Origin of the sequence: Streptomyces mirabilis, assembly GCF_039503195.1 — a bacterium.
In the GTDB taxonomy this organism is placed as follows: domain Bacteria; phylum Actinomycetota; class Actinomycetes; order Streptomycetales; family Streptomycetaceae; genus Streptomyces; species Streptomyces mirabilis_D.
On record NZ_JBCJKP010000001.1, the window covers coordinates 9,979,654 to 10,002,985 of the forward strand.

26 protein-coding genes and 1 pseudogene are annotated in these 23,332 nt (G+C 69.9%); 17 read left to right on the forward strand and 10 right to left on the reverse strand.

The genetic code is table 11. The features are described 5' to 3' along the window. Positions 1-45: 45 nt before the first annotated feature. A complete protein-coding gene (locus AAFF41_RS45385; protein ID WP_319752304.1) occupies positions 46-900 on the reverse strand; it encodes an alpha/beta fold hydrolase in 855 nt (284 codons plus the stop codon). Next, a complete protein-coding gene (locus tag AAFF41_RS45390) occupies positions 897-1,850 on the reverse strand; it encodes an alpha/beta hydrolase (RefSeq protein WP_319752305.1) in 954 nt (317 codons plus the stop codon). Before AAFF41_RS45390 ends, AAFF41_RS45385 begins: the two co-directional genes overlap by 4 nt. 428 nt (positions 1,851-2,278) lie before the next feature. On the opposite strand from AAFF41_RS45390, the gene AAFF41_RS45395 reads away from it, so the two are divergent. After that, on the forward strand, positions 2,279-2,785 hold the full coding sequence (locus tag AAFF41_RS45395) for a hypothetical protein (RefSeq protein ID WP_319752306.1): 507 nt from the start codon (positions 2,279-2,281) through the stop codon (positions 2,783-2,785). A 65-nt stretch (positions 2,786-2,850) separates the two neighbouring features. Continuing rightward, positions 2,851-3,450 carry a cation efflux transmembrane domain-containing protein gene (locus AAFF41_RS45400; protein ID WP_319752307.1) on the forward strand — a complete coding sequence of 200 codons (600 nt, stop codon included), beginning with the start codon at positions 2,851-2,853 and terminating at the stop codon, positions 3,448-3,450. Between the two features lie 39 nt (positions 3,451-3,489). Here AAFF41_RS45400 and AAFF41_RS45405 read toward each other — a convergent pair whose 3' ends face one another. Both AAFF41_RS45405 and AAFF41_RS45410 read right to left on the reverse strand, forming a co-directional pair. Further along, the gene (locus AAFF41_RS45405) at positions 3,490-4,155 is read right to left on the reverse strand and encodes a nitroreductase (protein WP_319752308.1); all 666 of its coding nucleotides are present in this window, start codon (positions 4,153-4,155) and stop codon (positions 3,490-3,492) included. A 362-nt stretch (positions 4,156-4,517) separates the two neighbouring features. Next, on the reverse strand, positions 4,518-5,198 hold the full coding sequence (locus tag AAFF41_RS45410) for a GntR family transcriptional regulator (RefSeq protein WP_319752309.1): 681 nt from the start codon (positions 5,196-5,198) through the stop codon (positions 4,518-4,520). Positions 5,199-5,291: 93 nt separating this feature from the next. On the opposite strand from AAFF41_RS45410, the gene AAFF41_RS45415 reads away from it, so the two are divergent. From AAFF41_RS45415 to AAFF41_RS45430, 4 genes are all read left to right on the forward strand, one after another. Further along, on the forward strand, positions 5,292-5,828 hold the full coding sequence (locus AAFF41_RS45415) for a YbhB/YbcL family Raf kinase inhibitor-like protein (protein ID WP_343325912.1): 537 nt from the start codon (positions 5,292-5,294) through the stop codon (positions 5,826-5,828). 43 nt (positions 5,829-5,871) lie between these two features. Further along, positions 5,872-6,750, forward strand: a complete 879-nt coding sequence (locus AAFF41_RS45420; protein WP_343325913.1) for an SCO6745 family protein — start codon at positions 5,872-5,874, stop codon at positions 6,748-6,750. 163 nt (positions 6,751-6,913) lie between these two features. Beyond that, entirely contained in the window at positions 6,914-7,318 is a 405-nt protein-coding gene (locus AAFF41_RS45425) for an actin-binding ADF family protein (protein ID WP_319752312.1), read from the forward strand. Positions 7,319-7,512: 194 nt separating this feature from the next. After that, positions 7,513-8,466 (forward strand): helix-turn-helix domain-containing protein, encoded by a 954-nt coding sequence (locus AAFF41_RS45430; protein ID WP_343325914.1) that lies wholly within the window; start codon positions 7,513-7,515, stop codon positions 8,464-8,466. On the opposite strand, the gene AAFF41_RS45435 is transcribed toward AAFF41_RS45430, so the two are convergent. Continuing rightward, positions 8,441-8,938 carry a peptidoglycan-binding domain-containing protein gene (locus AAFF41_RS45435; protein ID WP_319752314.1) on the reverse strand — a complete coding sequence of 166 codons (498 nt, stop codon included), beginning with the start codon at positions 8,936-8,938 and terminating at the stop codon, positions 8,441-8,443. The two genes, AAFF41_RS45430 and AAFF41_RS45435, sit on opposite strands and share 26 nt — an antisense overlap. Before the next feature lie 238 nt (positions 8,939-9,176). On the opposite strand from AAFF41_RS45435, the gene AAFF41_RS45440 reads away from it, so the two are divergent. Then, positions 9,177-10,184, forward strand: a complete 1,008-nt coding sequence (locus tag AAFF41_RS45440) for a helix-turn-helix domain-containing protein (protein WP_343325915.1) — start codon at positions 9,177-9,179, stop codon at positions 10,182-10,184. Here the strand turns inward: AAFF41_RS45440 and AAFF41_RS45445 are convergent. After that, positions 10,085-10,507 (reverse strand): hypothetical protein, encoded by a 423-nt coding sequence (locus AAFF41_RS45445; RefSeq protein WP_097287975.1) that lies wholly within the window; start codon positions 10,505-10,507, stop codon positions 10,085-10,087. The two genes, AAFF41_RS45440 and AAFF41_RS45445, sit on opposite strands and share 100 nt — an antisense overlap. Before the next feature lie 571 nt (positions 10,508-11,078). Here AAFF41_RS45445 and AAFF41_RS45450 point away from each other — a divergent pair. The 6 genes from AAFF41_RS45450 (at position 11,079) to AAFF41_RS45475 (ending at position 16,277) form a co-directional block, all read left to right on the forward strand. Further along, the gene (locus AAFF41_RS45450) at positions 11,079-11,642 is read left to right on the forward strand and encodes a hypothetical protein (RefSeq protein ID WP_343325916.1); all 564 of its coding nucleotides are present in this window, start codon (positions 11,079-11,081) and stop codon (positions 11,640-11,642) included. A gap of 464 nt (positions 11,643-12,106) precedes the next feature. Further along, a complete protein-coding gene (locus tag AAFF41_RS45455; RefSeq protein ID WP_343326457.1) occupies positions 12,107-13,015 on the forward strand; it encodes a hypothetical protein in 909 nt (302 codons plus the stop codon). A 455-nt stretch (positions 13,016-13,470) separates the two neighbouring features. Further along, entirely contained in the window at positions 13,471-13,635 is a 165-nt protein-coding gene (locus AAFF41_RS45460; RefSeq protein WP_319750513.1) for a hypothetical protein, read from the forward strand. Between the two features lie 107 nt (positions 13,636-13,742). Next, on the forward strand, positions 13,743-14,531 hold the full coding sequence (locus tag AAFF41_RS45465) for a hypothetical protein (RefSeq protein WP_319750512.1): 789 nt from the start codon (positions 13,743-13,745) through the stop codon (positions 14,529-14,531). A 403-nt stretch (positions 14,532-14,934) separates the two neighbouring features. Further along, the gene (locus AAFF41_RS45470) at positions 14,935-15,156 is read left to right on the forward strand and encodes a hypothetical protein (protein WP_225900651.1); all 222 of its coding nucleotides are present in this window, start codon (positions 14,935-14,937) and stop codon (positions 15,154-15,156) included. Positions 15,157-15,401: 245 nt separating this feature from the next. Then, a complete protein-coding gene (locus AAFF41_RS45475) occupies positions 15,402-16,277 on the forward strand; it encodes a PhzF family phenazine biosynthesis isomerase (protein ID WP_343325917.1) in 876 nt (291 codons plus the stop codon). 417 nt (positions 16,278-16,694) lie between these two features. Here the strand turns inward: AAFF41_RS45475 and AAFF41_RS45480 are convergent. Both AAFF41_RS45480 and AAFF41_RS45485 read right to left on the reverse strand, forming a co-directional pair. After that, positions 16,695-17,189 (reverse strand): annotated as a pseudogene (locus AAFF41_RS45480) (HAD domain-containing protein); the annotation flags it as partial. A 50-nt stretch (positions 17,190-17,239) separates the two neighbouring features. Beyond that, positions 17,240-18,139 (reverse strand): LysR substrate-binding domain-containing protein, encoded by a 900-nt coding sequence (locus AAFF41_RS45485; RefSeq protein ID WP_319750510.1) that lies wholly within the window; start codon positions 18,137-18,139, stop codon positions 17,240-17,242. A 147-nt stretch (positions 18,140-18,286) separates the two neighbouring features. Here AAFF41_RS45485 and AAFF41_RS45490 point away from each other — a divergent pair, with 147 nt between their 5' ends. From AAFF41_RS45490 to AAFF41_RS45500, 3 genes are read left to right on the forward strand one after another with little or no spacing between them, the layout of a single operon-like run. Next, the gene (locus AAFF41_RS45490; protein WP_319750509.1) at positions 18,287-19,297 is read left to right on the forward strand and encodes an aldo/keto reductase; all 1,011 of its coding nucleotides are present in this window, start codon (positions 18,287-18,289) and stop codon (positions 19,295-19,297) included. Between the two features lie 29 nt (positions 19,298-19,326). Continuing rightward, complete coding sequence (locus tag AAFF41_RS45495; RefSeq protein ID WP_319750508.1) at positions 19,327-19,740, forward strand: SRPBCC family protein; 414 nt, start codon at positions 19,327-19,329, stop codon at positions 19,738-19,740. A 13-nt stretch (positions 19,741-19,753) separates the two neighbouring features. Beyond that, a complete protein-coding gene (locus tag AAFF41_RS45500) occupies positions 19,754-20,068 on the forward strand; it encodes a DUF7336 domain-containing protein (RefSeq protein WP_319750507.1) in 315 nt (104 codons plus the stop codon). A 189-nt stretch (positions 20,069-20,257) separates the two neighbouring features. Here AAFF41_RS45500 and AAFF41_RS45505 read toward each other — a convergent pair whose 3' ends face one another. Continuing rightward, on the reverse strand, positions 20,258-20,998 hold the full coding sequence (locus tag AAFF41_RS45505; RefSeq protein ID WP_319750506.1) for an SDR family NAD(P)-dependent oxidoreductase: 741 nt from the start codon (positions 20,996-20,998) through the stop codon (positions 20,258-20,260). 184 nt (positions 20,999-21,182) lie between these two features. On the opposite strand from AAFF41_RS45505, the gene AAFF41_RS45510 reads away from it, so the two are divergent. Next, positions 21,183-21,797: a dihydrofolate reductase family protein gene (locus AAFF41_RS45510; RefSeq protein WP_319750505.1), complete on the forward strand. Its 615-nt coding sequence runs from the start codon at positions 21,183-21,185 to the stop codon at positions 21,795-21,797. 84 nt (positions 21,798-21,881) lie between these two features. Here AAFF41_RS45510 and AAFF41_RS45515 read toward each other — a convergent pair whose 3' ends face one another. Continuing rightward, positions 21,882-23,252, reverse strand: a complete 1,371-nt coding sequence (locus AAFF41_RS45515) for a trypsin-like serine peptidase (RefSeq protein ID WP_343325918.1) — start codon at positions 23,250-23,252, stop codon at positions 21,882-21,884. Positions 23,253-23,332 lie beyond the last annotated feature (80 nt).

The window sequence follows — 23,332 nt, forward strand, 5'->3', positions numbered from 1 at the left end:
CCGTACGGCTCTACGGCTCCATGGCTGCCGAGCGCGTCAGGACTGTCAGGTGTCCGCGGACGACCGGGTGAACTCTCTTATGGCCCGGGCCAGTTCCGTCGGCCGGTCCAGCGGGACGAGCGTGTAGCTGTCGTCGATCTCGACCAGCCGCCCCCGCGGGAGCAGCGCGGCGAGGCGCCGGCCGTGCTCGGGCGGCATCACGCGGTCGCCGCGCGCCCAGACGACGAGGGCGGGGCGGTCGAAGCGCGGCAGTCGTTCGGCCGCGGCGAGCAGCAGGCCGGTGTCCGCCGCCGCCGCGCGCAGTGTGCGCACGGCGTCACGGCGGATCTCCGGCCGTTCGAGGACCGGCCTGATCCACCGAGCGGTGGCGGCGTCTCCCCGGAGTGTGAGCCACCCGAAGGCGACCGGCATGCGGCGCAGCGGCCGCAGCCGCATCTGTTGCATGAACATCCCGAACAGCCGAGGGGGGAGTCGGCCGCTGAGGACGAGCGTCCGGCCCGTCAGCCCGGGCGGGAAGTTGTCGAAGGCGTCGCACGACACGAGCACCACCCCCGCCACCCGTGCCGCACCGTCGACCATCATGAGCTGGACGAGCGCTCCGCCGGTGTCATTGCCGACCAGGACGACGTCCCGCAGATCGAGGCGGTCGAGGAACTCCGCGACCAGCCGGGCCACCCCGGGCAGCGACAGGTCGGCGTCGGCCCGCATGCCGCGCCGATGCGCCCCGAGCGGCAGGGTCGGTGCCACGCACCGGTGGTCGGCGGCGAGCTCGGTGATCGTCTCGTCCCACAGCGAGGCGTCCATCATCAGCCCATGCAGCAACACCAGCACCGGACCGTCGCCCCCCGTGTCCCGGTACGCGACCGTGCCCGCCGACAGCTCGATCTCCCCCGTCGTCATCCGCGCTCCACGGAGGCGACGGAGGCCACCGGGGAATCGAGCACATGTCGGCGCAGGAACGACAACTCGGCGTCGACCGCCCGTTCGTGCGCGTCCAGGAACGGCGCGTAGTGCCCGCCGGGCAACCACACCAGCTCCGCGCGGGGCGCCCGCCGCGTCGCGCGCACGGCCGCCGTGGGCGAGGCGGACTGGTCCTGCTCGCATACGACGACGAGCAGCGGACACCGTACGCGGGAGGCGTCACGGCCGGGACGATAGAACCCGAGGCCGAGCGCCGAGCGGGCCGCGACCTCCTGCCGCCAGTCCGGATACCTGTTGTCGGGATTGAGCGCGCGTGGGGTGTCGGCCGTGTCCGGTGTGGTGAGGACGGCGACGGTGCCGGGCTCGCCGCCGAGTGGCACCAGCAGGGGCGGACGGCCGAGGAGGCCGCCGGCCGCGTCGAGGACGCCCCTGCCGAGCATGCGCAGCAGGGCGAGTGGCTTCTGGTGGCGCGCCGCGAGGCGTGCGGCGGCCGGGCCCCCGACGTTCGGCGTCTGGGCGATCACCGCGGCGAGGTGCGGGGTGCGCGCCGCTACCCGGAGGAGGTGACCGGCGGATGCGGAGAACCCCCAGAGCGCCAGCCTGTCCCGGTCGACTCCCGGCAGGGTCGCTGCGAACGCGACAGCGGCTCGCCAGTCCGTCAACTGTCCGCCGACCGAGGCGACTTGGCGCGGCCGACCACCGCTCTCACCGAATCCGCGATAGTCAAAGGCCAGCACGCCGAACCCGGCGTCGTGGAACCGCCGCGCGAACAGGTCGGTGCCCGGTTCCTTCGTCACCGCGAACCCGCCCGCCATGATCACACAGGAGCCGTCGCTCCCTGGATAGTGCCAGGCGACGCACTCGCTGCCGCCGCTGCTGAAACGGACCTTCTCCCGCTCCCCGGACACCGGATCGGTCACGTCGTTCATAAGGGCCTCCTGTCATGCGCCCTGTCATAAGGGCCTCCCGTGCGCGTCTGTCGCGTCTTTGCCGAGCGTCCGCATCCAAGAGGGTTCATGAGGACTCCGGTGTGACATCGCCGCGACATCTCGGCATGGAGGCGCACGAAAACCCGCCGCCACGGCATCGAGAGCCATGCGAGCATCAGCGGGTGAGCGACGACGAGGAGCTGTGCGCCGCCGACCTGATCGGTAAGCGGCTGCTGCGCAGCCTCCGAGCGAGGACATCGACACGCGGGACGGTGAGGAGTCCAGGCTGTGGACGAAGTGGGACGACGGGACCGGCGGTGGTCACATCGAACAGGCGCGCTTCACGAGATCATGCCTCACGGGGCGGAGTCGGGAGTCCGGGCGATACGGGGATGCGATGCTCCGCCGCTCAGCCGCATACTCACGGAATGACCACCCTGTCCGCCGCGCACCGGTTCCGGGATCCGCGGAGCACGAAGTACGACTTCGTCGGCTCGATCCTCGTGCGCTGCCCCCACTGCGCGAAGGTCGCTCACGTCGTGCCGTCCCCCGCGGGTGCCGGGGACGCGAGAGCGACACTGTTCGCGCCCAGGCGTCTTGTCTGCCGCGACTGCGGGCTGTCACGGGTCTCGACCGCCAGTCGCGTCACGTTCAGCCGGGGTACGGCTCAGCCCGCGACGGACCCGTACTTCGGCACGCCACTGTGGCTCCAGCGAGAGACCCGTCATGGGTGGTTGTGGGCATACAACCTGGACCATCTGGACCTGCTCCAGCGCTTCGTCCAAGCGCCGCTGCGTGAACGAGCACCCTGGTACGACACCAGACGGAAGATGACACTGGTGGCGCGTCTGCCGCTATGGATCAAGCGGGCCAGAAACCGGGACGAAATCCTGCGCGCTATCGGCCGGATCCGTGCCTCGCTGACTTCCGACTGATCGGTACCGGCCGACCTGGAACACCCAACTCCACCGTGTTGCTGCGGGTCAGAGAGAATCGGGACGTGACCGCTCCGAAAGAGATCTCCCGCGATGCCCTGCTCCGCCAGGGCTTCGTCCTGGAATACACCACGCTGGCCTGGAACGTCATCGGCATCGTGGTGCTTGCCGTCGCGGCGGTCTCCGCCCGGTCGGTGGCTCTGGCCGGGTTCGGGCTGGACTCCCTGATCGAGATCGGCGCCTCGACGGTAGTGATCTGGGAACTGTCGGGCACCGGTGAAGCACGTCAGCGACGCGCGCTGCGGCTGATCGGCGTCGGATTCGCGGCGCTCGCGGTCTACCTGCTGGTGCAGTCCACCTGGGTGCTGGCCGCCGGTTACCACCCGCGCCATTCGCCGCTGGGCATCGGGTGGACCGCGGTCACCGCCGTCGTGATGTTCGCCCTCGCCGCGGGCAAGGCCCGCACCGGCGCCGCCCTGGACAACCCGGTGCTCACGACCGAGGGCCGCGTCACGCTGATCGATGGCCTGCTGGCCGCCGCGGTCCTGCTCGGCCTGGCCCTGAACAGCGCCGTCGGCTGGTGGTGGGCCGACCCGGCGGCCGGCTACGTGCTGGTCTACTACGCAGTCCGCGAGGTCCGTGAAATCCTCACCGGGGGCCACTGACTGACGGCCCGTCTGTCGCGAGGATCACCGGTCAGCGGGTCACACTCCGATGAAGCTCACTGTTTCTGTCATGTCCGCCCGCCCGGTGCGCAGTCGTGGCACGCCTGCCTTCTCGAATCCCACCGCGACACCGCAGAACAGCACGAGCCCGTCATCGGCGCCGACCACCTTGCTGACCGTCTCGCGGTACATCGTCCACATCACCTGGGGGCAGCTGTGCAACCCTTCCGCCCTCAGCAACAGCATGACCGTCTGCAAGTACATCCCCGCGTCCCCCCACTGTCCGGGCCCCATCGTCCGGTCGAGGTAGCAGAACAGTACGACCGGCGCCCCGAACGCGTCCGAGTTCACTGCGGCGATCTTCATGGGCCTGTCGGGGTCGTCGCGCCTGATTCCCAGCGCTTTGTACCGCTGCGCAGCCGCGGCGGAGAAACGGTCCAGATAGGGTGAGGTCAGTTCGGCCGGGTACATCGGATACTCCCGCTCATCACCCGGGTCTCCCGCCAGTGCCCTGGCCGTCGCGCGTCCCTTCAGTTCGGCCAAGGGCTCGCCGCTCACGACGTACACATGCCAAGGCTGGAGATTCCCACTCGATGGAGCCCGCGTCGCTGCAGCCAGCACTCGTTCAAGTACCTCTTTGGGTATCGGCTCATCGCTGAACGCCCGCACGGCCCTGCGACTGTCGACGGCCTCATACACATCCACGTCCTGTCGTCCTCTCGCCGCTGTCGAAACTCACCTGCATGCGCTGTCGGCTCTGACAAGGACCCACACGATGAGGTGGATCGCTCTTGTGCGTCGTGTCCGGGACGGGAGTCCGGAGCCCGGCAGCGGCCGCGCGAGGTCCTGCCCGCCGAACTCGACGCGGCCTCACGCCTGGACGGGCCCCGCTGCGGGCGGACAGGGCTTGCCGGAAAGGGATTTGACCTCGACCCGGCCACTGTCTGGAGAGCGAAGGCGACCACGCGACCTGGCCGACGCGACCGGCGTGCGCGCCGCCGTGGACCGCGCCGTGAACCGCTGGGACGGCCGCCGCACCCCACCTCGCCACGCTCCTCAGCCGGGCATCACGCGTGCGGCTCGGTGTCCAGGACCATGCCTGACGTGGAGCTGATCATGCGGCGCAGGACGGCGTCGGCCCGCTCGCCGTCCCGGGCCATGACCGCGTCGAGCAGGTCGCGGTGTTCCTTGTGGACGGCCTCGTCGGTCCAGCGCTGCGTCTCTTCCGGTGTGGGTCGGCTCCACCGCCGGTACAGTTCGGCCTCTTCCCTCAGGGAGGCGGCCAGGTCGCGTAGCCGGGGGTTGGTGCAGCCGGCCAGGAGCGCGGTATGGAAGTCGGCGTGGGCGATCAGCCAGTCCTCGCTGGGCTGGTCACCGTCGCCGCGTGGGGTCTGCTCGAAAGTGTGGTGGGCGGCCAGCACCTGAGCCTGCCACGCGAGGCCGCCCTCGCTGATGGCGCGGCTCAGAGTGAGGGACTCGATCTCGGTGCGGGTGTCGGTCAGGTCGGCCAGCCCGCGAGCGGTGACGTCGGTGACCTGGAAACCGTGGTGCGCCTCGGAGCTGACCAGGTTCTTGGCGACCAGCTTGAGCAGGGCTTCGCGTACGGCGCCGGTGCTCACTCCGTACTGCTCGCTGAGCTCGGGGAACTTCAACCGCCGGCCAGGCCGGAGTCGGCCGCCCAGGATGTCGGCCCGGATGCGGTCCTGCACCACCTCGCTGCGGGTCTGCTGCCCGGCTCCTCTCGCCACGGGACGGAGCCTACAACATTTGACAGCTAGCGATATTTTTAAAAGTGTGGTTGATTATTGAAAGTCAGAGCGCCTGGCTCGATGGGAGACCCGATGAGCAGTCCGTACGACACCATGCCCGCCGTTGCCGAGTTCGCCGTCACGAGCGCGGACGTCACCGACGGGGGGCCGTTGCCGGTGGCGCAGTTCGCCGCCATGAGCGGCGCTGCCGGAGCGGAGGACCGCTCCCCCCAGCTGTCGTGGGGCGGCTTCCCGGCCGCTACCCGCAGCTTCGTCGTCACCATGTACGACCCGGACGCCCCGACCCCGTCCGGTTTCTGGCACTGGGCGGTGGCCGACGTCGCCGCCGACGTGACGTCCCTCGACGCCGGCGCCGGCACGCCCGGCAACGGCGGCCTGCCGGACGGCGCCTTCCACGTCTCGAACGATGTTCGCGCGACCGCCTACATCGGCGCCGCGCCACCGCCGGGAACCGGCAAGCACCGCTACTACATCGCCGTCAACGCACTCGACATACCGTCCGTGACAGCCCTCGGCATCACTCCGGAGTCGACCCCGGCCGCCCTCAGCTTCTTCATCCTCCAGCACACGCTCGCCCGAGCCGTCCTCGTGCCGTGGGCCGGCGAGTGAGGCCCGGGTGCGGTCGGCAGATCCTTCCGGGCGGCTCGTCCCGATGACTTCATTCGAGACGACTTCATTCGAGGCGAGCGCGGGACGCCGCTGCCACAACGTCGTCAATCCCGTGCACACATCCGTGTACTTCGCGCCGGAGCGGCAGGACGAACTCGCGGCGCTCGGTCTGGAGCGCGGCGCCATGGCCTACTTCGCGGGCCGCGCGGCCCCGCTCGGAGAGGTCGGCGCGGGCACCGTCACAGCGACGTTCTACAACTTCAACCACGAGCACGTGGCCCGGTACATCCCCGCCGCGTGGGCCGTCACCACGCCGGAGGCGGTGCTCGCGGCCCGGCTGCGCGGCGCGGACGGGACGCTGCGGCGGCTGCTCGGGGAGGAGGTCCTCACGTCGAAGGAGATGGTCGAGGCGGCCGAGCTGGCGCTGCGCGCCACCGAGGCGTGCCGCCGTGAGGCGCGGCCGCTGTACGCCGCCAACGCCGGCCTTTCCGTGCCCGAGGAACCGCACCTGGCCTTGTGGCACGCCGCGACGCTGCTGCGCGAGCACCGGGGTGACGGTCACCTCGCCGCTCTGGCGTCGGCCGACCTGTCCGGGATCGAGGCCCTCGTCCTGCACAACGCCACCGGTACGGCGCCGACCTCGGCGTTGTTCATGCGGACCCGCGGGTGGTCCGCGGAGCAGTGGTCCGCCGCCCGGGACCGGCTGCGCGAGCGCGGGCTGTTGGACAAGGCGGGGGACCTCACGGACGCGGGCGCGGCCCTGCGCGGTGAGGCCGAGGCGCTCACCGACCGCCTCGACGCCGCCCCGTACGACCACCTCGGTCCTGCCGCCACCGCACGCCTCACCGAGCTGGCCGGCGGCTTCACCAGAACCCTCAGGGCAGCGGGCGCCTTCCCCGCGGCGCACTTCGGCAAGGGCTGAGGCCGAGGGGCTCAGGGGCGTACAGCCGACCAGGAGGGATACGGCCTGACCGGTTGATCACGGCCTAGCCTCGCGACGAACCGGGCAAGCGGCCCAGAACCTCCCGGGGAGCCGGTTCGTTGAGCCGCTTGGCCTGCTCTCCCAATGATCAGAAGGATTCGTCGTGAGCGGTGGTATCCCAGTGGACGACAGCTGTGTCAGCGCCTTCCAGGAGCTGAAAAGCAGGCGTGACCTCAACACAGTGATCTACCGGCTCAGCGACAACCTGGAGACCGTCATCCCCGACGCCAAGGGGAACCTGACACACGACGAACTACTGAAGGTCCTGCCGGCAGACGAGCCCCGGTACGTCGTCCACGACCTGCTCTTCGCAACAGCGGACGGGACCCGTCAGGAGAAGATCGTGCTGATCTCCTGGTGCCCGCCGGGGACGGACGCCGAGGAGAGGATCGCGCACTTCTCCGGCTACAGCACACTCCGGAACCTGCTCGACGGTGTCCAGGTCCACGTACAGGCCACAGACCTGGCCGACGTGGAGTACAAGGCGCTTGTCTCCCAGGCCTGTTGACCCACCCCTCCCCCTGGCGGCGGTGACGCGGTCCGGATCGACGACATGCCGGATGGGTGGGGCCGACCGGGACCAGCGCCCAGACCGTCCCGCTGCCCGTTCGCCCGTCACTGGTCGGACGGCAGCGGCTCGGCGTGCTCGTACGATGGCGCGGTGGGGGCAGGCCCGCTGCCCTTTCGGGGTGGGAGGAGCGGATGGCAGCCCGTCGGCGGCGCGAGCGCGACGACGTACCGGTGGAGTTGCAGCGGTTGGTGGGGGAGTTGCGGCAGTGCAAGGACCGGTGTGAGCTGAGCCTGGCGTCGCTCGCCGCCAAGACCGGATTCAGCGTCAGCTCCTGGCAGCGCTACCTCGGCGGCCGCTCGCTGCCTCCCTGGGAAGCCGTCGACGCGCTGGGCCGGCTGGGGCAAGCGGAACGCGGCAGGTTACGGGTGGTCTGGGAAGCGGCTGCCGAAGTCTGGGCGGATACCGACCGACCCGGTACGGCACCGGACCGGGGCCCGTCGCCGAAGGCTGAAGCGGGGCAGGGAGTGGCCGGCCCGGCGGAGCAGGAAGCGACTGGCTCCGCGGGGCAGGAAGCGACCGGCCCGGCGGGGCAGGATGCGGGGCCGCATACGACGGCGCGCTCACGCGGCCGACGGCATGCGGCGGTCGCGGCGGTCGGGACGTGTGTGCTGGCGGCCGTTTTGGCATGGCATCACTGGGGTGGAGACCACGTGCCGGTTCCGCAGGGTGCGCCGACCGGTGCACCGGCCTGGCCCTGGCCGCTGCACCCGACGGCGCCCGGGTCGGGTACGCCGTGCGGGCCGGTCGGTTGCCGGGGACTCGATCCGTATCGGCAGCGCTGTGACCAGGACGCGGTCTCGGTGCACCGTCTCCGGGCGCTCGGGCGGACCCTGACGCTGCGCTGGAGCCCGGCCTGTCACGCCGGCTGGGCCGAGGTCCAGCCGGCCCGGGGGACCTCGGGGCTGCTGGTCGCCGGGGACGACGGAGCACGGCAGACGGCGCCCGCGGGTGCTGCGTGGACGGCGATGATCCCCGGCGGACCCGATGCGACGCGAGCCGCCGTGGTCGTGGCCCACCACCAGCTGGGGGTGTCGGAGTCCGACAGCTGGGCCGACGCCGTCACCGGCGGCACTGGGCCAGGGTGACCGCGTCCAGGCGCAGTTCACGGAACCGCCCGACGTCCCAGACCTCGTAGACACCGTCGCTGTTTCGGCGCAGCGGCAGATCGAAGCGGTCTCCGTGGTACACCGTCCAGGGCGGGACGACGGCGAGGCGCCGGCTTGCCGCGCCGTACGTGGCCGGGCCGACGACGCCGTCCGCGGACAGACGGTGGTTGCTCTGCCAGACGCGGGTCGCCGCCACCGTCGTGGCATCGTAGGAGCACGTGACGCTGGTGCGTGGCAGGTAGCCGTCCGCCCACAAGATTCCCTGCCACAGCCCCACCAGATCACTGGACGGAGTGTGCCCCTTCTCCAGACGCGGAGCCGCCTGCCAATCGTCGCCCGGCGGTCCCTCCCCGTGCAGACGGCTCGCGCCGGCCGACTGGGTTCCGCCGGCGCACACCGCCGTGAGCGCCACCGCGCACACGACCGCCCTGGCCGCCTCGACAAAGCCCACCCCTCAGTCTTAGCGGCCCGTGGCAGGTCGGCGCACGCCCCCGGCGGACCTCGTACGGCATTGACCGAATATCGACCGCAGGCAGGGGAAAAATACAGTGATGCCGGAGATATCACCCGTCGGGCGGTCTAATCTTCTGCCCGACGGCTGTTCCAGCAGCACATTCGTTTCTCTGCGCGGTGCCCCCGTACGCACCGTGCCGCATACCGGACGGTGCGCCGGCCGCTGGGGGGCATCGATGAGGGATTGGGTTGAGTTACCTGACGCTCTGACACCGGATGCCCGGCGTCTGGCCACAGAGCTCAGGCGCCTCAAGGACCACAGCGGGCTGAGTCTGACCGCCCTGGCCGGGCAGACCTCGTACAGCAAGTCCTCCTGGGAGCGCTACTTCAACGGCAAGGCGCTGCCGCCCCGGCAGGCCGTCCTGGCGCTGGGAGAACTCGTCGGCGCCGAGCCGGCACGGCTGACCGCTCTGTGGGAAGACGCCACGATCGCATGGAAACAACGGGGTGCTGCGGAACGGGCCGCCGCCACGGCACCGGTCGACTCCGTGGATGACGAACCCCGCAGCACACCGGCGCCGGTCGCGCGCCCGTCCCGGCCCGCGTCGCACCGTCGGGGACGGGTCGCGATCGCCGCGGCGTCACTGCTCGCCTGCGCGGGTGCCGGTGTGTTCGTCGCCCTCGACCAAGGTTCCGGTCCTCGGGACCGTAACGGCCGGGACATTGCGGCGAGTTCACCGACACGGCAGCTGGAGACAAGCTGTTTCAGCGACAGCTGCACTGCGAAGGACCCCAAGCAGACCGGTTGCGCCGGTGACGCGTGGACCGCAGCCCTCACCAAAATCCACGGTGTGTACGTGGAACTGCGGTACAGCGACGCCTGCAAAGCCGCGTGGGCCCGGATCAGTTGGGGACGCCCCGGCGACGTCGCGCAGGTCGTCGCCGACCACGGCCGAACCCTGCAGGCGAAGGTCCACTACGACACCGACGTCTACACCGCGATGACGGTGGCGATGACCCCGTCCGGAGTCAGGGCCTGCACCACCCTGACCGCGGGCGACCACGGCTGCACACAGCCGGGCGGTACCGAGCGGCTCACGGAACCCCCGAATCCCCCGACGACCCCGTCGCCGCTGCGGTACGGTCAGCCGCGGACCGCCTTGAGCAGTACCTCGACGTCGTTCCCGGAGTGCCAGCCCGTCTCGTACTTGGGGCTGTGGTGGCGGGTGCTCGTCCAGGAGTAGTAGCGGAACCATGTCTGGTCGAGGCCGTTCCAGTGGGCGTACCCCGTGGCCACGTTCACCCGGGCGTACTTGCCGTCCGTCTTGTTGTCCCAGATGTAGAGGGCAGCGCTGGTCTGCTGCCTTCCGCCGACCTTCCGGTCGCACTCCATGTACCGCACGCCGACGGAGTTGTGGTCCGCGGAGATGGACTTCCACTTGGAGCAGGTGACGGCACTGGCAGCGGAGTTCGGTGAGGCGGCGGCCGCCACGGCGGAGGTCGCCGCGATCCCGGTGACCGCGGCGAGCGTCGCACAGGACAGCGCGATGCGGATGCGTACGTTCATGATCGTTTAGAGTTCCTTCGTTCCGGGTCCGGGGCAGCGAGTCCTTGCGTGCCGCCCTTTGCTCCTCCGACAGTGGCGGTCCCGCACCTGAGGCCGCGAGGGGCGGCCGGGAACTGACCGTTTCCCGGGAAGCGGAAGATGCTGACCTGCGGGAACTCCACTCGCGGAGACAGAACGGGGGGACGGCCGGGACGGTGGGCGATCGAACAGACCGCGCGGAAACACGGCTGGGAGACGGTCGTTCCGCGCGCGGCTGCTGCACCGCCCCTACAGGGACCGCGGACGATGGACCCTCTCTGTCATCCGCAACGGCCGCAAGGGATGATCACGACGCAGGTCGGACGCGGGCTGTGTCCGGCAGGCCGCTGCTCGGGCCGGCCGGTTTGTGCCTGGGGCATACCGCTCGACGGTTCGAACATCTCAGCGCCAAGGGCGTTGCGCCGGCGTATTCCTTGGCGGCGCGTGCCGAGGCTGCTGCCCCTTGTGATCACACAGGGTGAAGATGCCGTGTGACTGGGGCGAATACTGCGAGGTCGTTCCCTGACACTGTGCGGCCTTCTAATCTCAGCTCATGGACTGGTTGATGGCCGCGTGGGTGGGGGTGGCTGGTGGTGCCACCATGGAGGCCGTCGACGTCATCAAGTCCGTCAAGTGGCACCGCAAGATGCCATGGAACGTGCAGCCGGACACGATCGAGCCTCCTCGGCGTCGGCCCGATGTGCGGCCCGGCGAGGAGCAGTTGCCCGCGCCCGGCTGGCCGGGCTATTGCGTCGCCGCGGTGCTGCGGTTGTTCGTGAGTGGGGCCCCGACGGGCGCCCTCGCCGCGACCTACCCGCACAGTGTGAACCCGCTCGTGGCCTATATGGTCGGCTTAGGGGCACTGTCAGCCGTTCAACAACTCGCCACGCTGGTGCCACTGGCGGTCAAGAGCGCCGGCCGGGCCGCCTTGGGCGGTGTGGCCGAGGAGACACAGCAGCATCCCCTACAGGGGCAGGCGCAGCAGGCGTACGGTTACGGCCACGCCAACGGTGTTCCTCTCCGGCCACAGGCAGCAGGTCCTCCCGCAGACAGTGCGCAGCCGGCCACAGGCATCACCGCGCCACAGGGATCATCAGACGCAGGGGGGCAGGTATGACGCCGGCCGCTGAATCCTTCGCCGGCCGCGTCCTGGCGGTCATCTCGCGCCGGTCACCAGGCTTTCGGCCGCCCACCGGGTCGTTCAGGCCGGTCGACACCGGGGTGCGGACCGTCATCTCGCCGACTCCTTCGCCCTCCAGCACGTCCGAACCGCCCGAAGGAACCCGAGCCGGCACGAACCGCGCTGCGGCAAGGCCGAGTGGCGTCGCGAGCCCTCGTCGACCTCCCCTTGCGCGCCGTCTGCTGACTTCAGTCCTGGGCATCCGGCCACACCCGGCGAAGGCGTCCGACGCATCCGTGCGGAACGAGTCGCAAGGGGAGACGGGAGCACAGCTCACCGACCGCACGAGCAGCCCCGTCCCGCCGCCGCACACACCGAGCGCGCGACCACGGGCGCAAGAGGAGGGACGCCCCCGGCACAAAGGCGCCGGTCTGTCGCACCGCGAGCCGGGCGAGGACCGCCTGGAACACCGCTCGCGGTGGCAGGACCCGACTCCGCAGTACCTGCTGAGCGAGGACCGTCAGGAATTCGAGCGGATCCTCGATGAGGCGCTGCGCTCCGCCCCACACCGCCCGGAACTCGCCGCTGTCGGCCGGCGGCTCAATGCCGAACAGCTGCGCACCATGGCGCTCAACGCCACCGCACTCATCACGGCGGCCGCGGCGACCGAGTACGCGCACTACGTGAAGGTCCGCGAGGAACTGCGCCGCCCGGCGCCGTCCACCCCAACCGTGAGTGAAGGCGCCGGCTCCGCGGAGCCCGGCGCGGGCGCGATGGGGCTCGCCGCCACCATGGGCGAGGTCACCGAGACCGCCGGTGCCGGCGCGATCGCCGTCGTCGCGGTGCTCGCCCCCGTCCTCGCCGGCACAGCCGCGGCGATCTTCCTGCTCGTGGGATTCATCCTGAAGGTCCTCACCCCCGAGCTGGCATTCGCCCAGACCCTGCTGACCGCCGGGTGGGTCTTCGGCGCGGTCACGGCGGCCGCGATCCTGGTCGCCGCGGTCGGGCTGCTGCTCACCGCTCTGCGCAACGGCTCGTCCTCGCTCCAGGCCGGAGCGCCCGGCGAGCTCAACGCGGAGGTGGTCCGGGCCAGGGAAGCCTGGCGCGAGGCCCTGCTGGAGCGGGGCATCATGCCGTTCCTCCGGGAGGCCCTCGCCGATCCGGGCTCGGCGGCACTGACCCGTCCGTCACCGACACCGACCACCGGCCGGATGCCTCACCTCGGCTACAACCGGCCGGGGTTCAGCAGCCCCGACGGCGGACCCGCGGCCGGACCGCGCCCGAGCTTCACCAGCCCGGACTTCACCAGCCCGGACTTCGGGGGGCCGGCCGAAAGCACCCCGTCCACGAGGCCCGAACAATCCGACTGACCAACTCTCGACTCGGGTCCCCCCCGGACGCCGACCGGATGGAGCGTGCGCTCCGGGCGGCGCCCCGGAACGCCCGGCCGAGGCACGCCAGTTGCGACGGACCGGGCGTAGGTTTTCGGCCCCGTATGGGACCTCCTGAACGAGGTCTCCTCGCGGACGCCTGATGGCGTCGCTCAGCCTCGACGGACGCCATGTCGCCTTCGAGACGGCGGACCAGCTGGAGCCGAACCACGACTGGACGCACGCCCGGAACGTCTAGTCCGCGACCGGCTGAAGGGCACGACGGAGCAGATCAGTCGGCCCACCCGTTTCGTCCACAAGGAGAGTTCGTTCGACTCGTCGATCAGCGCGAACGGCCGGATGTTCGCCTTCTCCTCGAACGTCGCCTCCCCGGTGCCCGACGACACCAACAAGGTCACCGACGTGTTCGCCTCGACCGGAAGACGCAGGCGAGCGTGCGTGTCAGCACCGCGGCCGACGGCACCCGGGCCGACGGGGCGAGCTCCGCCACGAGCCAGAGCGGGAACGGCCGCCGCGTCGCCTTCGTCTCCGCGGCCCCCAACCTCGTCCGCCGCGACACCAACGACACCGTCGACGTCTTCGTCGGGCCGAGGTCATGAGACAAATCGAGACTGGTCCACGAGGGAGACGGATCTGAGGTCCCCGCCACACTGCTGACGAGCAGGGACAGCGGTTGGTGGTGCGCAACGGTTTTCGCCAGCCGAGGATGGTCACTGCAGCGGCCGGGACTGTGGAGAAGGCGCAGGGACACGATGGCAGGTCCGCGGGCACGCGCGCGGTCGCCCTGACCAGACGGGGGCCGAAGGTCCAGGTCACGGTCGCCGAGGACGGCGTACCGGGGCCGGAGGACGTGCGTCATGTCCTGTCGCCGCGCGAGGGCGGCGGTGACCTCTGGCCCCGGTCGACGGCGGCGTACGCCCGCTTCCTGGCCGGACTGGAGGAGGAGTTCGGCATCACGTACCGGCCGGACGACGATACGGAGGCGGAGCTGACGAGCGCTCTGCTCCTGCCCGTGCTGGAGGACGTCGACAGTGCCGCCGGCCAGTACGTCGGCACAGTGCGGGACTTCGACCTGGCCTCACTGATCGAACGGACACCGCCTGCCCGGCCGCGTACGGCGATGACCGCTCAGTTGGGGCGACTGGCGGCGGAGACCCGGTTCGACGTGTACGACGAAGTGAGCGACGCGTTGGCCCGCACCTCTTTCGGCGGGACGGTCGACCTCACCCCGGACAGCCTCCTTGACCTGCGTATACGTACTCTCACCGCCGAGGCGTGGGCGGCCCGGCAGAGGGTGAGCGGGCAGCGCGCCTGGCGCGACGACAACGACCCCGTGACCCAGTCCGATTTCAGCGCGTGGGCCCTGCGCGTGGAGGCGGCTCGCGCACTGCGCGAGTTCGTCGATGCGGGGGCGCCGGCGGCTGCCGCGACGATCCCGAGTCGGAGGATGTCCGCGCACTGGAGGACGGAGTTGGCGGCGGATCTGGAGGGGTGAGAGGCCTGCCGATGCCGAGGGACTGACGTGGCGAGCTTGAGCGGGGGGTCTCGACGGATGCGCCCCGCAGCCCTACCGGATTCCTACCGATACTTGAAGGGACGGGACGGATCCGGGTATCCGTCCTGCCGGTTGCCGCCCGCATCGGCCCGGGTGGACCCGACGCGGGGGAACAACGCGGTGGCCACGTGTGGGAACGACCGCAGTCGGCGGTGCCACAGCGAGCCGGAGGGTGATGTTTGCGTGTCTGCGGGCTGCTTCGGGCGTTGGGCCGGGCATGAAGATCACTCGCTTCGGCCTCATCCTCGCAGCGGCGCTTTCCGTCGCTCCTCTCGCTGCCGCAGTGCCGGCCGGCGCGGCGACGCGCGGAGTCGATTCCCACTGCGGCACGTACATCTGCGTCATGACCGCACATCAGAACAAGTTCGTCCAGGACATCACCGTCTACACCAAGGACGGCCTGCCCGGGACTCTGCGTGCCTACTGGGGTGAATTCCGCTCTCCTCGAGTCAGCGCCGCGTCCCACAAGTGGACGGTGGGCTACGAGCAGTCCAACCGTCTCGTCTGCGGCGGCCTGGAGCGCGACGGCCGCACCATCGAGGACAACATCTGCGTCACCATCTAAGAGACCGCGCGGATCGGCGCGGTGGGGTACCTCGGTGACAGAACGGGTACGCCCCTGGTGATCACGGAGTTGCGACGCTCTGTGATCACCAGGGAGACCTGTGCCCCCGCTTCTCTCAGGGCTGACCGAACCGCTCTGGGACCAATTCACGGCCCTGTGTCGATGTGCGGCTCTCCGCAGCGGCCCATGCTCGCCTCCACTCGCGTCCAGGAATAGCCGTGAGCACGCCCCGTGTTGCCGCAAGCATGACGACGAATGCGCCGCGGCCCGAGGTACTGCGATACACCGCCTTCTCCAGCGCCCCTGACGGCGGAAACCCCGCCGGCGTCGTGCTGGATGCCACCGCCCTGGACGACAATGACATGCTGGCTATCGCCGCCGACCTCGGATACTCGGAGTCCGCGTTCCTGACCGCGCCCCCGGAGGGCCTCGGCGGCCAGGAGGGACGGGCGTACAGCATCCGTTACTTCAGCCCCAAGGCCGAGGTGCCGTTCTGCGGGCACGCCACCGTCGCGACCGCCGTCGCGCTCGCCGAGCGGACAGGCCCCGGGGAGCTGGTGTTCGCGACGCGCGTCGGCGCCGTGCCGGTGGAGGTGGCCGAGGAGGGCGGGACCGTCAGGGCCACTCTCACCAGTGTCGAGCCGCACATCGAGCAGATCGCCGACGCCGACCTCACGGAGGCGCTCGCCGCGCTCGGCTGGCCGACCGCCGATCTCGACCCCACCTTCCCGCCCCATATCGCGTTCGCCGGTGCCCGCCATCTCGTTCTCGCGGCGGCGACACGCGCGCGCCTCGCAGACCTGGCGTACGACTTCGCACGCCTCGAAGCCCTGATGCACCGCTTGGACCTGACCACGGTCCAGTTGGTGTGGCGAGAGTCGGCCACCGTCTTCCATGTCCGTGACCCGTTCCCCGTCGGCGGCGTCGTCGAGGACCCGGCAACCGGCGCTGCGGCCGCCGCGTTCGGTGCGTACGCCCGTGAACTCGGCCTGGTCCCCGAGGACGCCGTCCTCACCCTGCATCAGGGCGAGGACCTGGGCCGCCCCGGCGAACTCACGGTGATGCTGCGCGCGGGTGACCCGCGCGTCCGTGTCAGCGGCACGGGAGCTCGCATCAGCTGAAGCGCCGGCCCGCTGTGAGGCCGTTCGGATCGGCGTCACGGCGAGGGTGATCCGAACGGCTTTCTCTCAGCCAGGTGGTCGAGAAGCCCGGCTGGAGAAGCCGGGCGGCCCCGCACAGCGCACGCAGCCGGGTACCCGGGTGCTCGCCGCGTCCAGAGCGCGTTCCACGTCGAGCAGCGGCGCGTCCTGCGCCGCCTCGTCGCAGTCAGGCGTGTGCAGGACACCCCGGGTGGGGTCCGCTGCGGGGTTGTGTGACGGGCCGGTTCGAGGCTGTCGCTCCGGCACGTGCCGCTGGTACCGCGGTGAGCGTCACCGTCCCGGCTGGTACCGGACGACGACGCCGAAAGGGCGGAGCCCGTTCCATCCCTGCTGGTCTCCCTGCCCGTGCTCCCGCTGCTGAGCCGGAGTACGCCGGTCTCGCAGCCAGTCGTCGATGACCGCACAGTCCGTATCGATCAGGCCGATCGTGGAATCGACACGATGGAGAAGCGCGTGCCCGCGATGGTGCGTTGACACCCATGCCTGATCGAGCTCGGTGATCGAGTCGTCGACCCGGATGAACGGGCGCCCCGCTGCGGCTCGGACGAGGGCTTGGGTCTTCCAGTTCAGCACGCCGACCTCGTGCTCCTCCGGCGCCTCTGGCAAGTCGGCCACCGGAAGCTCAGGCAGACCGAGCAGCGGAGTCATCACCTCGTTGGCACTATCCATCCATGCGGTGGCCCACATCAGAACGCAGGGCAGCGCCAGCAGACGCGGACCGTGTCCGAGGTCGATCTTCCCCAGCTGAGGATTCGATACGTCCTGCCACTTCTCCCATCCTTGAGGGGTCGAGGGGAGCCGCGCTCCGCGATGGGGCAGGAGCGTTCCATCGACGTCCAGGAAGAGGAGCGGGCGCTCCGCGTGGTCGGGCATGGCCGCACGGTATCGGCTCTGTGCCAGGGCGAGCGGCTGTGGGGCAGGCCCTAGGCGGTGCTGCTGGTGCGCAGGACTGTGGCGCGGAACGATGTCACCAGGGGCCGCAGGTCGACTCGGTGCCACGCGGCCCACAGCTGGATGCATGTGTCGTGCCAGGGAAGCTCGCGCACCGCGACCTCCTCAGTAGTGGCGCGCACCATGCTCTTCTGCACGAGTGCGAGTCCGAGCCCGGACGCGACCAACCCGAGCGCGGTCAGTGGCTCGGCGGCTTCGAGGCGGATGTCGGGGGTGAAACCGGCTGCCGTACAGGTGGCGACGAACGTGTCCCGCCAGGCGGGGTCCTGGGCATTCTCGACTGCGATCCACGGCTGACCATCGAGGTCCCCGGGAGTCACCTTTTCCTGGGCGGCGAGTGGATGCCCCGCGGGCAGGACCAGTAGCAGCGGGTCCTCGAGCAGGGGTGCGGCCAGTAGGTCAGGGTCATCCGCGGTCGGAGGTTCATGGACGAGCGCGATGTCGAGGCTGCGCTGCCGCAGGCCTTCAAACTGCTCGATGGGCGGAAGGTTGTACAGAGCGATGTGGATGCCGGGGCGTTCGTTGTGCAGAGCGCGCAGTGCGCCGGGCAGGATGCCGGTGTGCATGGCGTCGGCGACGTAGCCGATGCACAGGCCGCCCTCTTCTCCCCGGCCCAGCCGTCGGCCCAGGTTCTCCAGACGATCAGCATGCCGCAGTAGCGCACGGGCTTCGGCCAGGAAGACCTGGCCGTCCCGGGTGATACGGATTCTCTGCTGGCCCCGCTCGAACAGGGCGAGGCCCAGGTTCTGCTCGAGTTGCGCGATCTGCCGGCTGAGCGGTGACTGGGACATGTGCAGCCGCTCGGCGGCCCGGCCGACGTGTTCGGTCTCGGCGACGGCGACGAAGTAGCGGAGTTGCCGCAGGTCAAGCATGTCAGACCTCTAAGGACTCAAGTATGTCCAAGTAAGTCTTGGACAGTCTCAAGTCTAGATCCTAGCCTCGAACGTGTCAGACCGACGGACCGCGTGAACGGCGCACAAAGCACATCCGTCGCCACTCGTACAGCAAGGATCCGCACCATGGCCATCAAGTCCTTCCTGCCCGGCCGCCTGGGCTTCGGCACCGCACCGCTGGGCAACATGTTCCGGGCCATACCCGACGAGGAAGCCGCGGCCACCGTGGACGCCGCCTGGGACAACGGCATCCGCTACTTCGACACCGCGCCCTTCTACGGCGCGGGCCTGTCCGAGATCCGGCTCGGTGAAGCCCTGGCCGGCCGCCCCCGCGACGAGTTCGTCCTGAGCACGAAGGTCGGCCGCGTCATCCTCGACGAGATCGAGGACCCCGCTGCCCGCGACCTGGGCGAGAAGGGCGGACTGTTCGAACACGGACGCCCCAACAAGATCGTCAACGACTACTCGGCCGACGCCACGCTGCGCTCCATCGAGGACAGCCTCAAGCGGCTGAACACAGACCGCCTCGACATCGTGTGGGTGCACGACGTCGCGCAGGACTTCTACGGCGACGAGTGGCTCGCCGCGTACGAGACCGCCCGTACCGGCGCATTTCGGGTCCTGCAGAAGCTGCGCGACGAGGGTGTCATCAAGGCCTGGGGCCTTGGGGTCAACCGGGTCGAGCCCTTGGAGCTGACGCTGGACCTCGACGAGCCGAAGCCGGACGCGTTCCTCCTCGCCGGCCGCTACACGCTGCTTGACCACGAGCGCGCCCTGCAGCGGCTGTTGCCGGCCGCGGAGGCCCAGAGCGTGGACATCGTCGTCGGCGGACCGTACAGTTCAGGCGTCCTGGCCGGCGGGCAGCATTTCGAGTACCAGAAGGCCCCCGCCCCGGTCATCACCAAGGTGGAGCACATCAAGGCACTCGCAGGGCAGTACGGCGTCGGCATCAAGGCGGCCGCGCTGCAGTTCTCCCTTGCTCATCCCGCGGTCGCCGCGGCCGTCCCCGGTGCCTCCCGGCCGAGCCGCATCGTAGAGGACGTCGCCGCACGCGGCGAGAAGGTCCCGGCTGCCTTCTGGACGGCACTGCGCACGGAGGGGCTGATCGCTCAGGACGCCCCCGTACCCAGCGCCTGACCTCTACCTCACCCGTTCAGGAGACGACCATGGCGACTACGACCGCAACCATCGACATCCCCGCACCCGCCGCGCGTGTCTGGCAGCTCATCGGCGGCTTCGACTCCCTGCCCGACTGGCTGCCCTACATTCCCGCGAGCACGCTCAGTGAGGGCGGCCGCGTCCGCAGCCTCGCGAACGAGGAGGGCGGCGTCATCGTCGAACGCCTCGAAGCGTTCGACAACCAGGCGCGCACGTACAGCTATTCCCTTCTCCAGGCCCCGTTCCCCGTCACCGGCTACCGCTCCACCCTCACCGTGCACGAAGTGTCCGGCGGGCAGAGCCGTGTGGAGTGGTCCGGCACCTTCGCACCGGCAGGGGTGAGCGAAGAAGAGGCGATCGCCCTGTTCCACGGCATCTACGCCGAGGGTCTGGCCGCGCTGAAGAAGACACTCGACGCGTGAGCACGGACACGGGATGCTCGGCAGCGCCGACTGGCGTCGCACAGTGAGCGGGCCCGCCAAGGTCTACCTGCTGTGGCACGTCCACCACCAGGCCGAAGAAGACGGAGCGATGCGGCACTTCGCAAATTCCGATGACTTCTGGTCCGACGAAGAAGCCGGCGACGACGTCAAACACCTCGGCACCTATTCGAGCCGCGAGGCCGCGCAGAAACGCATCGAACGGGCCCGGAGTCTTCCCGGTTTCGCCGACGAGCCCAACTGCTTCTCCATCGAAGAGGCAGTGCTCGACGAGGACCAATGGACGGAAGGGTACGTAACGGAACCCTGACAGTTGTTGGTGGGTGATGAGGCGGCAGGCCCGTTCGAGGAGCGTTTCTTGGATGTCCAGCCCGGTGTCGTGGCGCGTGCCGCGACGGGCGTTGGCGGGCACGAGGTCATGGGCGCGGACCCGGACTTGGTGGGCGTCGTGTCGTAGCCTCGGTCGGCGAAGAGTTGGTGGCGGAGTAGAGCTCGCGTGTCAGACGGTGAAGCCGCCGTCGACGTGGATCGAGGCTCCGGTGATGTACGCGCCGTCCGCGCTTGCCAAGTGGGCGACGGTGGCCGCGATCTCGGCCGCTTGCGCATAGCGGCCGACAGCGGTGAAGCCGGCGATCATCTCGGCGTTCGGCCCGGCGGCGGGGTTGGCGTCCGTGTCGGTGGGACCGGGGTGCACCAGATTGACGGTGACTCCACGGGGGCCGAGTTCCCGGGCCAGGCCCTTCGTCATCCCGACCAGAGCCGTCTTGCTCATCGCGTACAGCGCCAGTCCGGGGAAGACCGCACGCTCGGCGACATTGCTGCCGATGCTGATGATCCGGCCGCCCTGGTCCATATGACGCACTGCGGCCTGGGACGCTGCGAACGGCGCCCGGACGTTCACCGCCAGAGTGCGGTCGATCTCTGTCGACCCCAGGTCTTCAAGTGGGCCGACGAGGAAGACCCCGGCGTTATTGACCAGGATGTCGAGTCTGCCGAACGTCGCGGCGGCCTCGTCGACCGCGGCGGTGAGTGCTTCAGGGACCGCGCTGTCGGCTTGGACGGCAAGGGCTCGGCGCCCTCTGGCCTTGATCTGCTCCACGACCTCGCCGGCGCGTTCCGCGTTGTTCTCATAGGTCAGGACGAGGTCGGCGCCTTCTTCGGCCAGGCGTAGTGCCACAGCGGCACCGATACCCCGGCTGCCGCCCGTGATCAAGGCCACGTTTCCTTCAAGTCGATTCATAGGGTTGAGCATTGCGGGCACCCGTGTCGGGAGCTGGCGGGAATCCGACCTGGCGTTCAACCGCCCGGACGGCACCCTCTGGCGGGCGGAGCTGCCGAGTGTCGCCGGGCATGTCGAATACGCCGGATCCCGATCGACGTGAGAGCAAAGGCAGCACATCCCAGGACTTCAGGAGCAACCCATCGTGACCGTAACCGCGGACATGGCCATCTCCCTCGACGGGTGCATCGCCGGCACCGACGTCGCCATCGACAACCCGGGAGGCGACGGCGCCGAGCCGCTCTTCGAGTGGATCCACAACCTGGCGAGCTGGCGGCAGCGTCAGGGCATGACCGGCGGGGAGGAGAACCGCGACTCCGCGCTGATGCGCGAGTGGTTCGATGCCACCGGAGCGGTGGTCATGGGGCGGATGATGTACGACACGGGCGAGGAGTTCTGGGGTGACAACCCGCCGTTCAGGACCCCGGTCTTCGTGCTCACCCACCGTCCCCGGCCGGCCCTGGTCAAGGAGGGCGGCACCACCTTCACCTTCGTCACCGACGGCATCCACAGCGCCCTCGACCAGGCGAGGGCTGCCGCCGGGGACAGGAACGTCGACATCGCGGGCGGGGCGAGCACGGCGCAGCAGTACCTCAGGGAGGGGCTCATCGACGAGCTGCAGCTGCACGTGGTGCCCGTGCTCCTCGGAGAGGGACTGCGCCTCTTCGAGGGACTGGGCGCCGGGCGGCGGAACCTTGAGCCGGTCAGGGTGGTCGACACCCCCCTCGCCACCCATGTGAAGTACCGCTTCGTGAAGTGACCCGGCACGGACAACGCTCGGTCCCGAGCCGGGTGGCGCCGGAGGCGGAGTACACGGTGGTCTCGCCGTCGGACCAGCACACCATCAGGTCGAACTGGTTGGATCCGGTGAAGTCGCCGGCCGTGACGGTTCGCGTGTGCGTCCAGGTGCTGTTGGAGGCCACAGGTGCCGCCCGGAGTCGAAACAGACTTGTCCATTGCCGAGGTGGAGCGTGACCTCAGCGTCGGTCCACACCACGATCATGTCGCTGTGCCCGGTGTGGCGGAAGTCGCCGGAGGCCAGGAGCCTGGTGTGCTGCCAGGTGCCCGTCGAGCCGGGCAGGACCGGTCTGTCGGTCGACGGTTGGTAGGGCGGCCTCGCGCCCACCGTGCGATGGGCGGCGGCGTCGTTGAACAGGGCCTTGGCGTCCTTGCCGTAGATGGGCGCGTACGTCACCCAGTCGTCGTTGGCGTCGTTGCCACCTCCGTTGTACCCGCCGGTGTTGCCGACGACCTTGCCGGTACCGGTGGTGCGGTCGTAGTCCTCGATCCACGGGCCGCCGGAGACCCCTCCGTAGAAGCCGGTGCAGGCCATGCGTACCTGCCGGTAGCCGGGCAGGCGCGAGGTGGTGACGGGGCAGCGGATCGCCTGATGCTTCGCATTGACGCCTTCGGAGCTGGGATACCCGATGACCGTGACCTTGTGGGTGTATTTCGTGGTGGGAGTGAACGTCAGAGCGCCCGTCACGTCCTCCACTTTGCCCCGGCTGTTGGGACCGACCTGCGCGAAGGCCAGGTCCAGGTCGGAGGTGGGCTTCTTGGTGTTGGCCACGTAGCGCGGATCGATGTACATCTGCGAGACCGGGAAGACGCCGCGCGGCTGGTTCGCGGCGGACAGACCGTCGCGGTACTGCGGCACGAAGATGCGGTGGGTGGCCCTCTGCAGACCCTGGCCGCAGTGCCCGGCGGTCAGGACGATGTCATGGACGGCCGTGTGCACCACGCTGCCCGTGCAGTACGTGCTCTTGCCGCCCAAGGGCCTGCCGTCGTAGAAGAACGTGCCCACCATCGGGTGGCCGCCGAAGTGCTCGGGACGGGGCGTGCCGGCCGGCGGCGTGCCGCGCGTGCCGATGAGGGGCGCCGAGGCCGCGGGGGTCCGGCCGGGCGGGCTGTCGATCGGGACCGCGTTGTCCATGCGGTGGGCTGTCCAGTACTTCTCCTCCTCGCTCAGGCTCGGGCCGCCGGAGGAGGAGGTCGGGAATACAGGCGGGTGGCTGGGCTGCGCGGGTGTCGGACGGGCCGTGGGCGCAGCGGGGACCGACGGCACCGGAGTGCCGGACTGCACCGGAGTGCCGAACGGCACCGGAGTACGGGAGGGCACCGGAGTACCGGTGGCGGCAAGCGCCTGGCCCGTGCCGAGTACGCCCGCGCACAGACCGAGCGCCAGGGCCGGAATCCATCTGGAACTGGAACTCAACGAGGTGTCTTTCCGTCTTGGAGGAAGCCGAATGGCGGGCGATCTCGATCTCACATAATCGCACATATGTTTGTTATGGC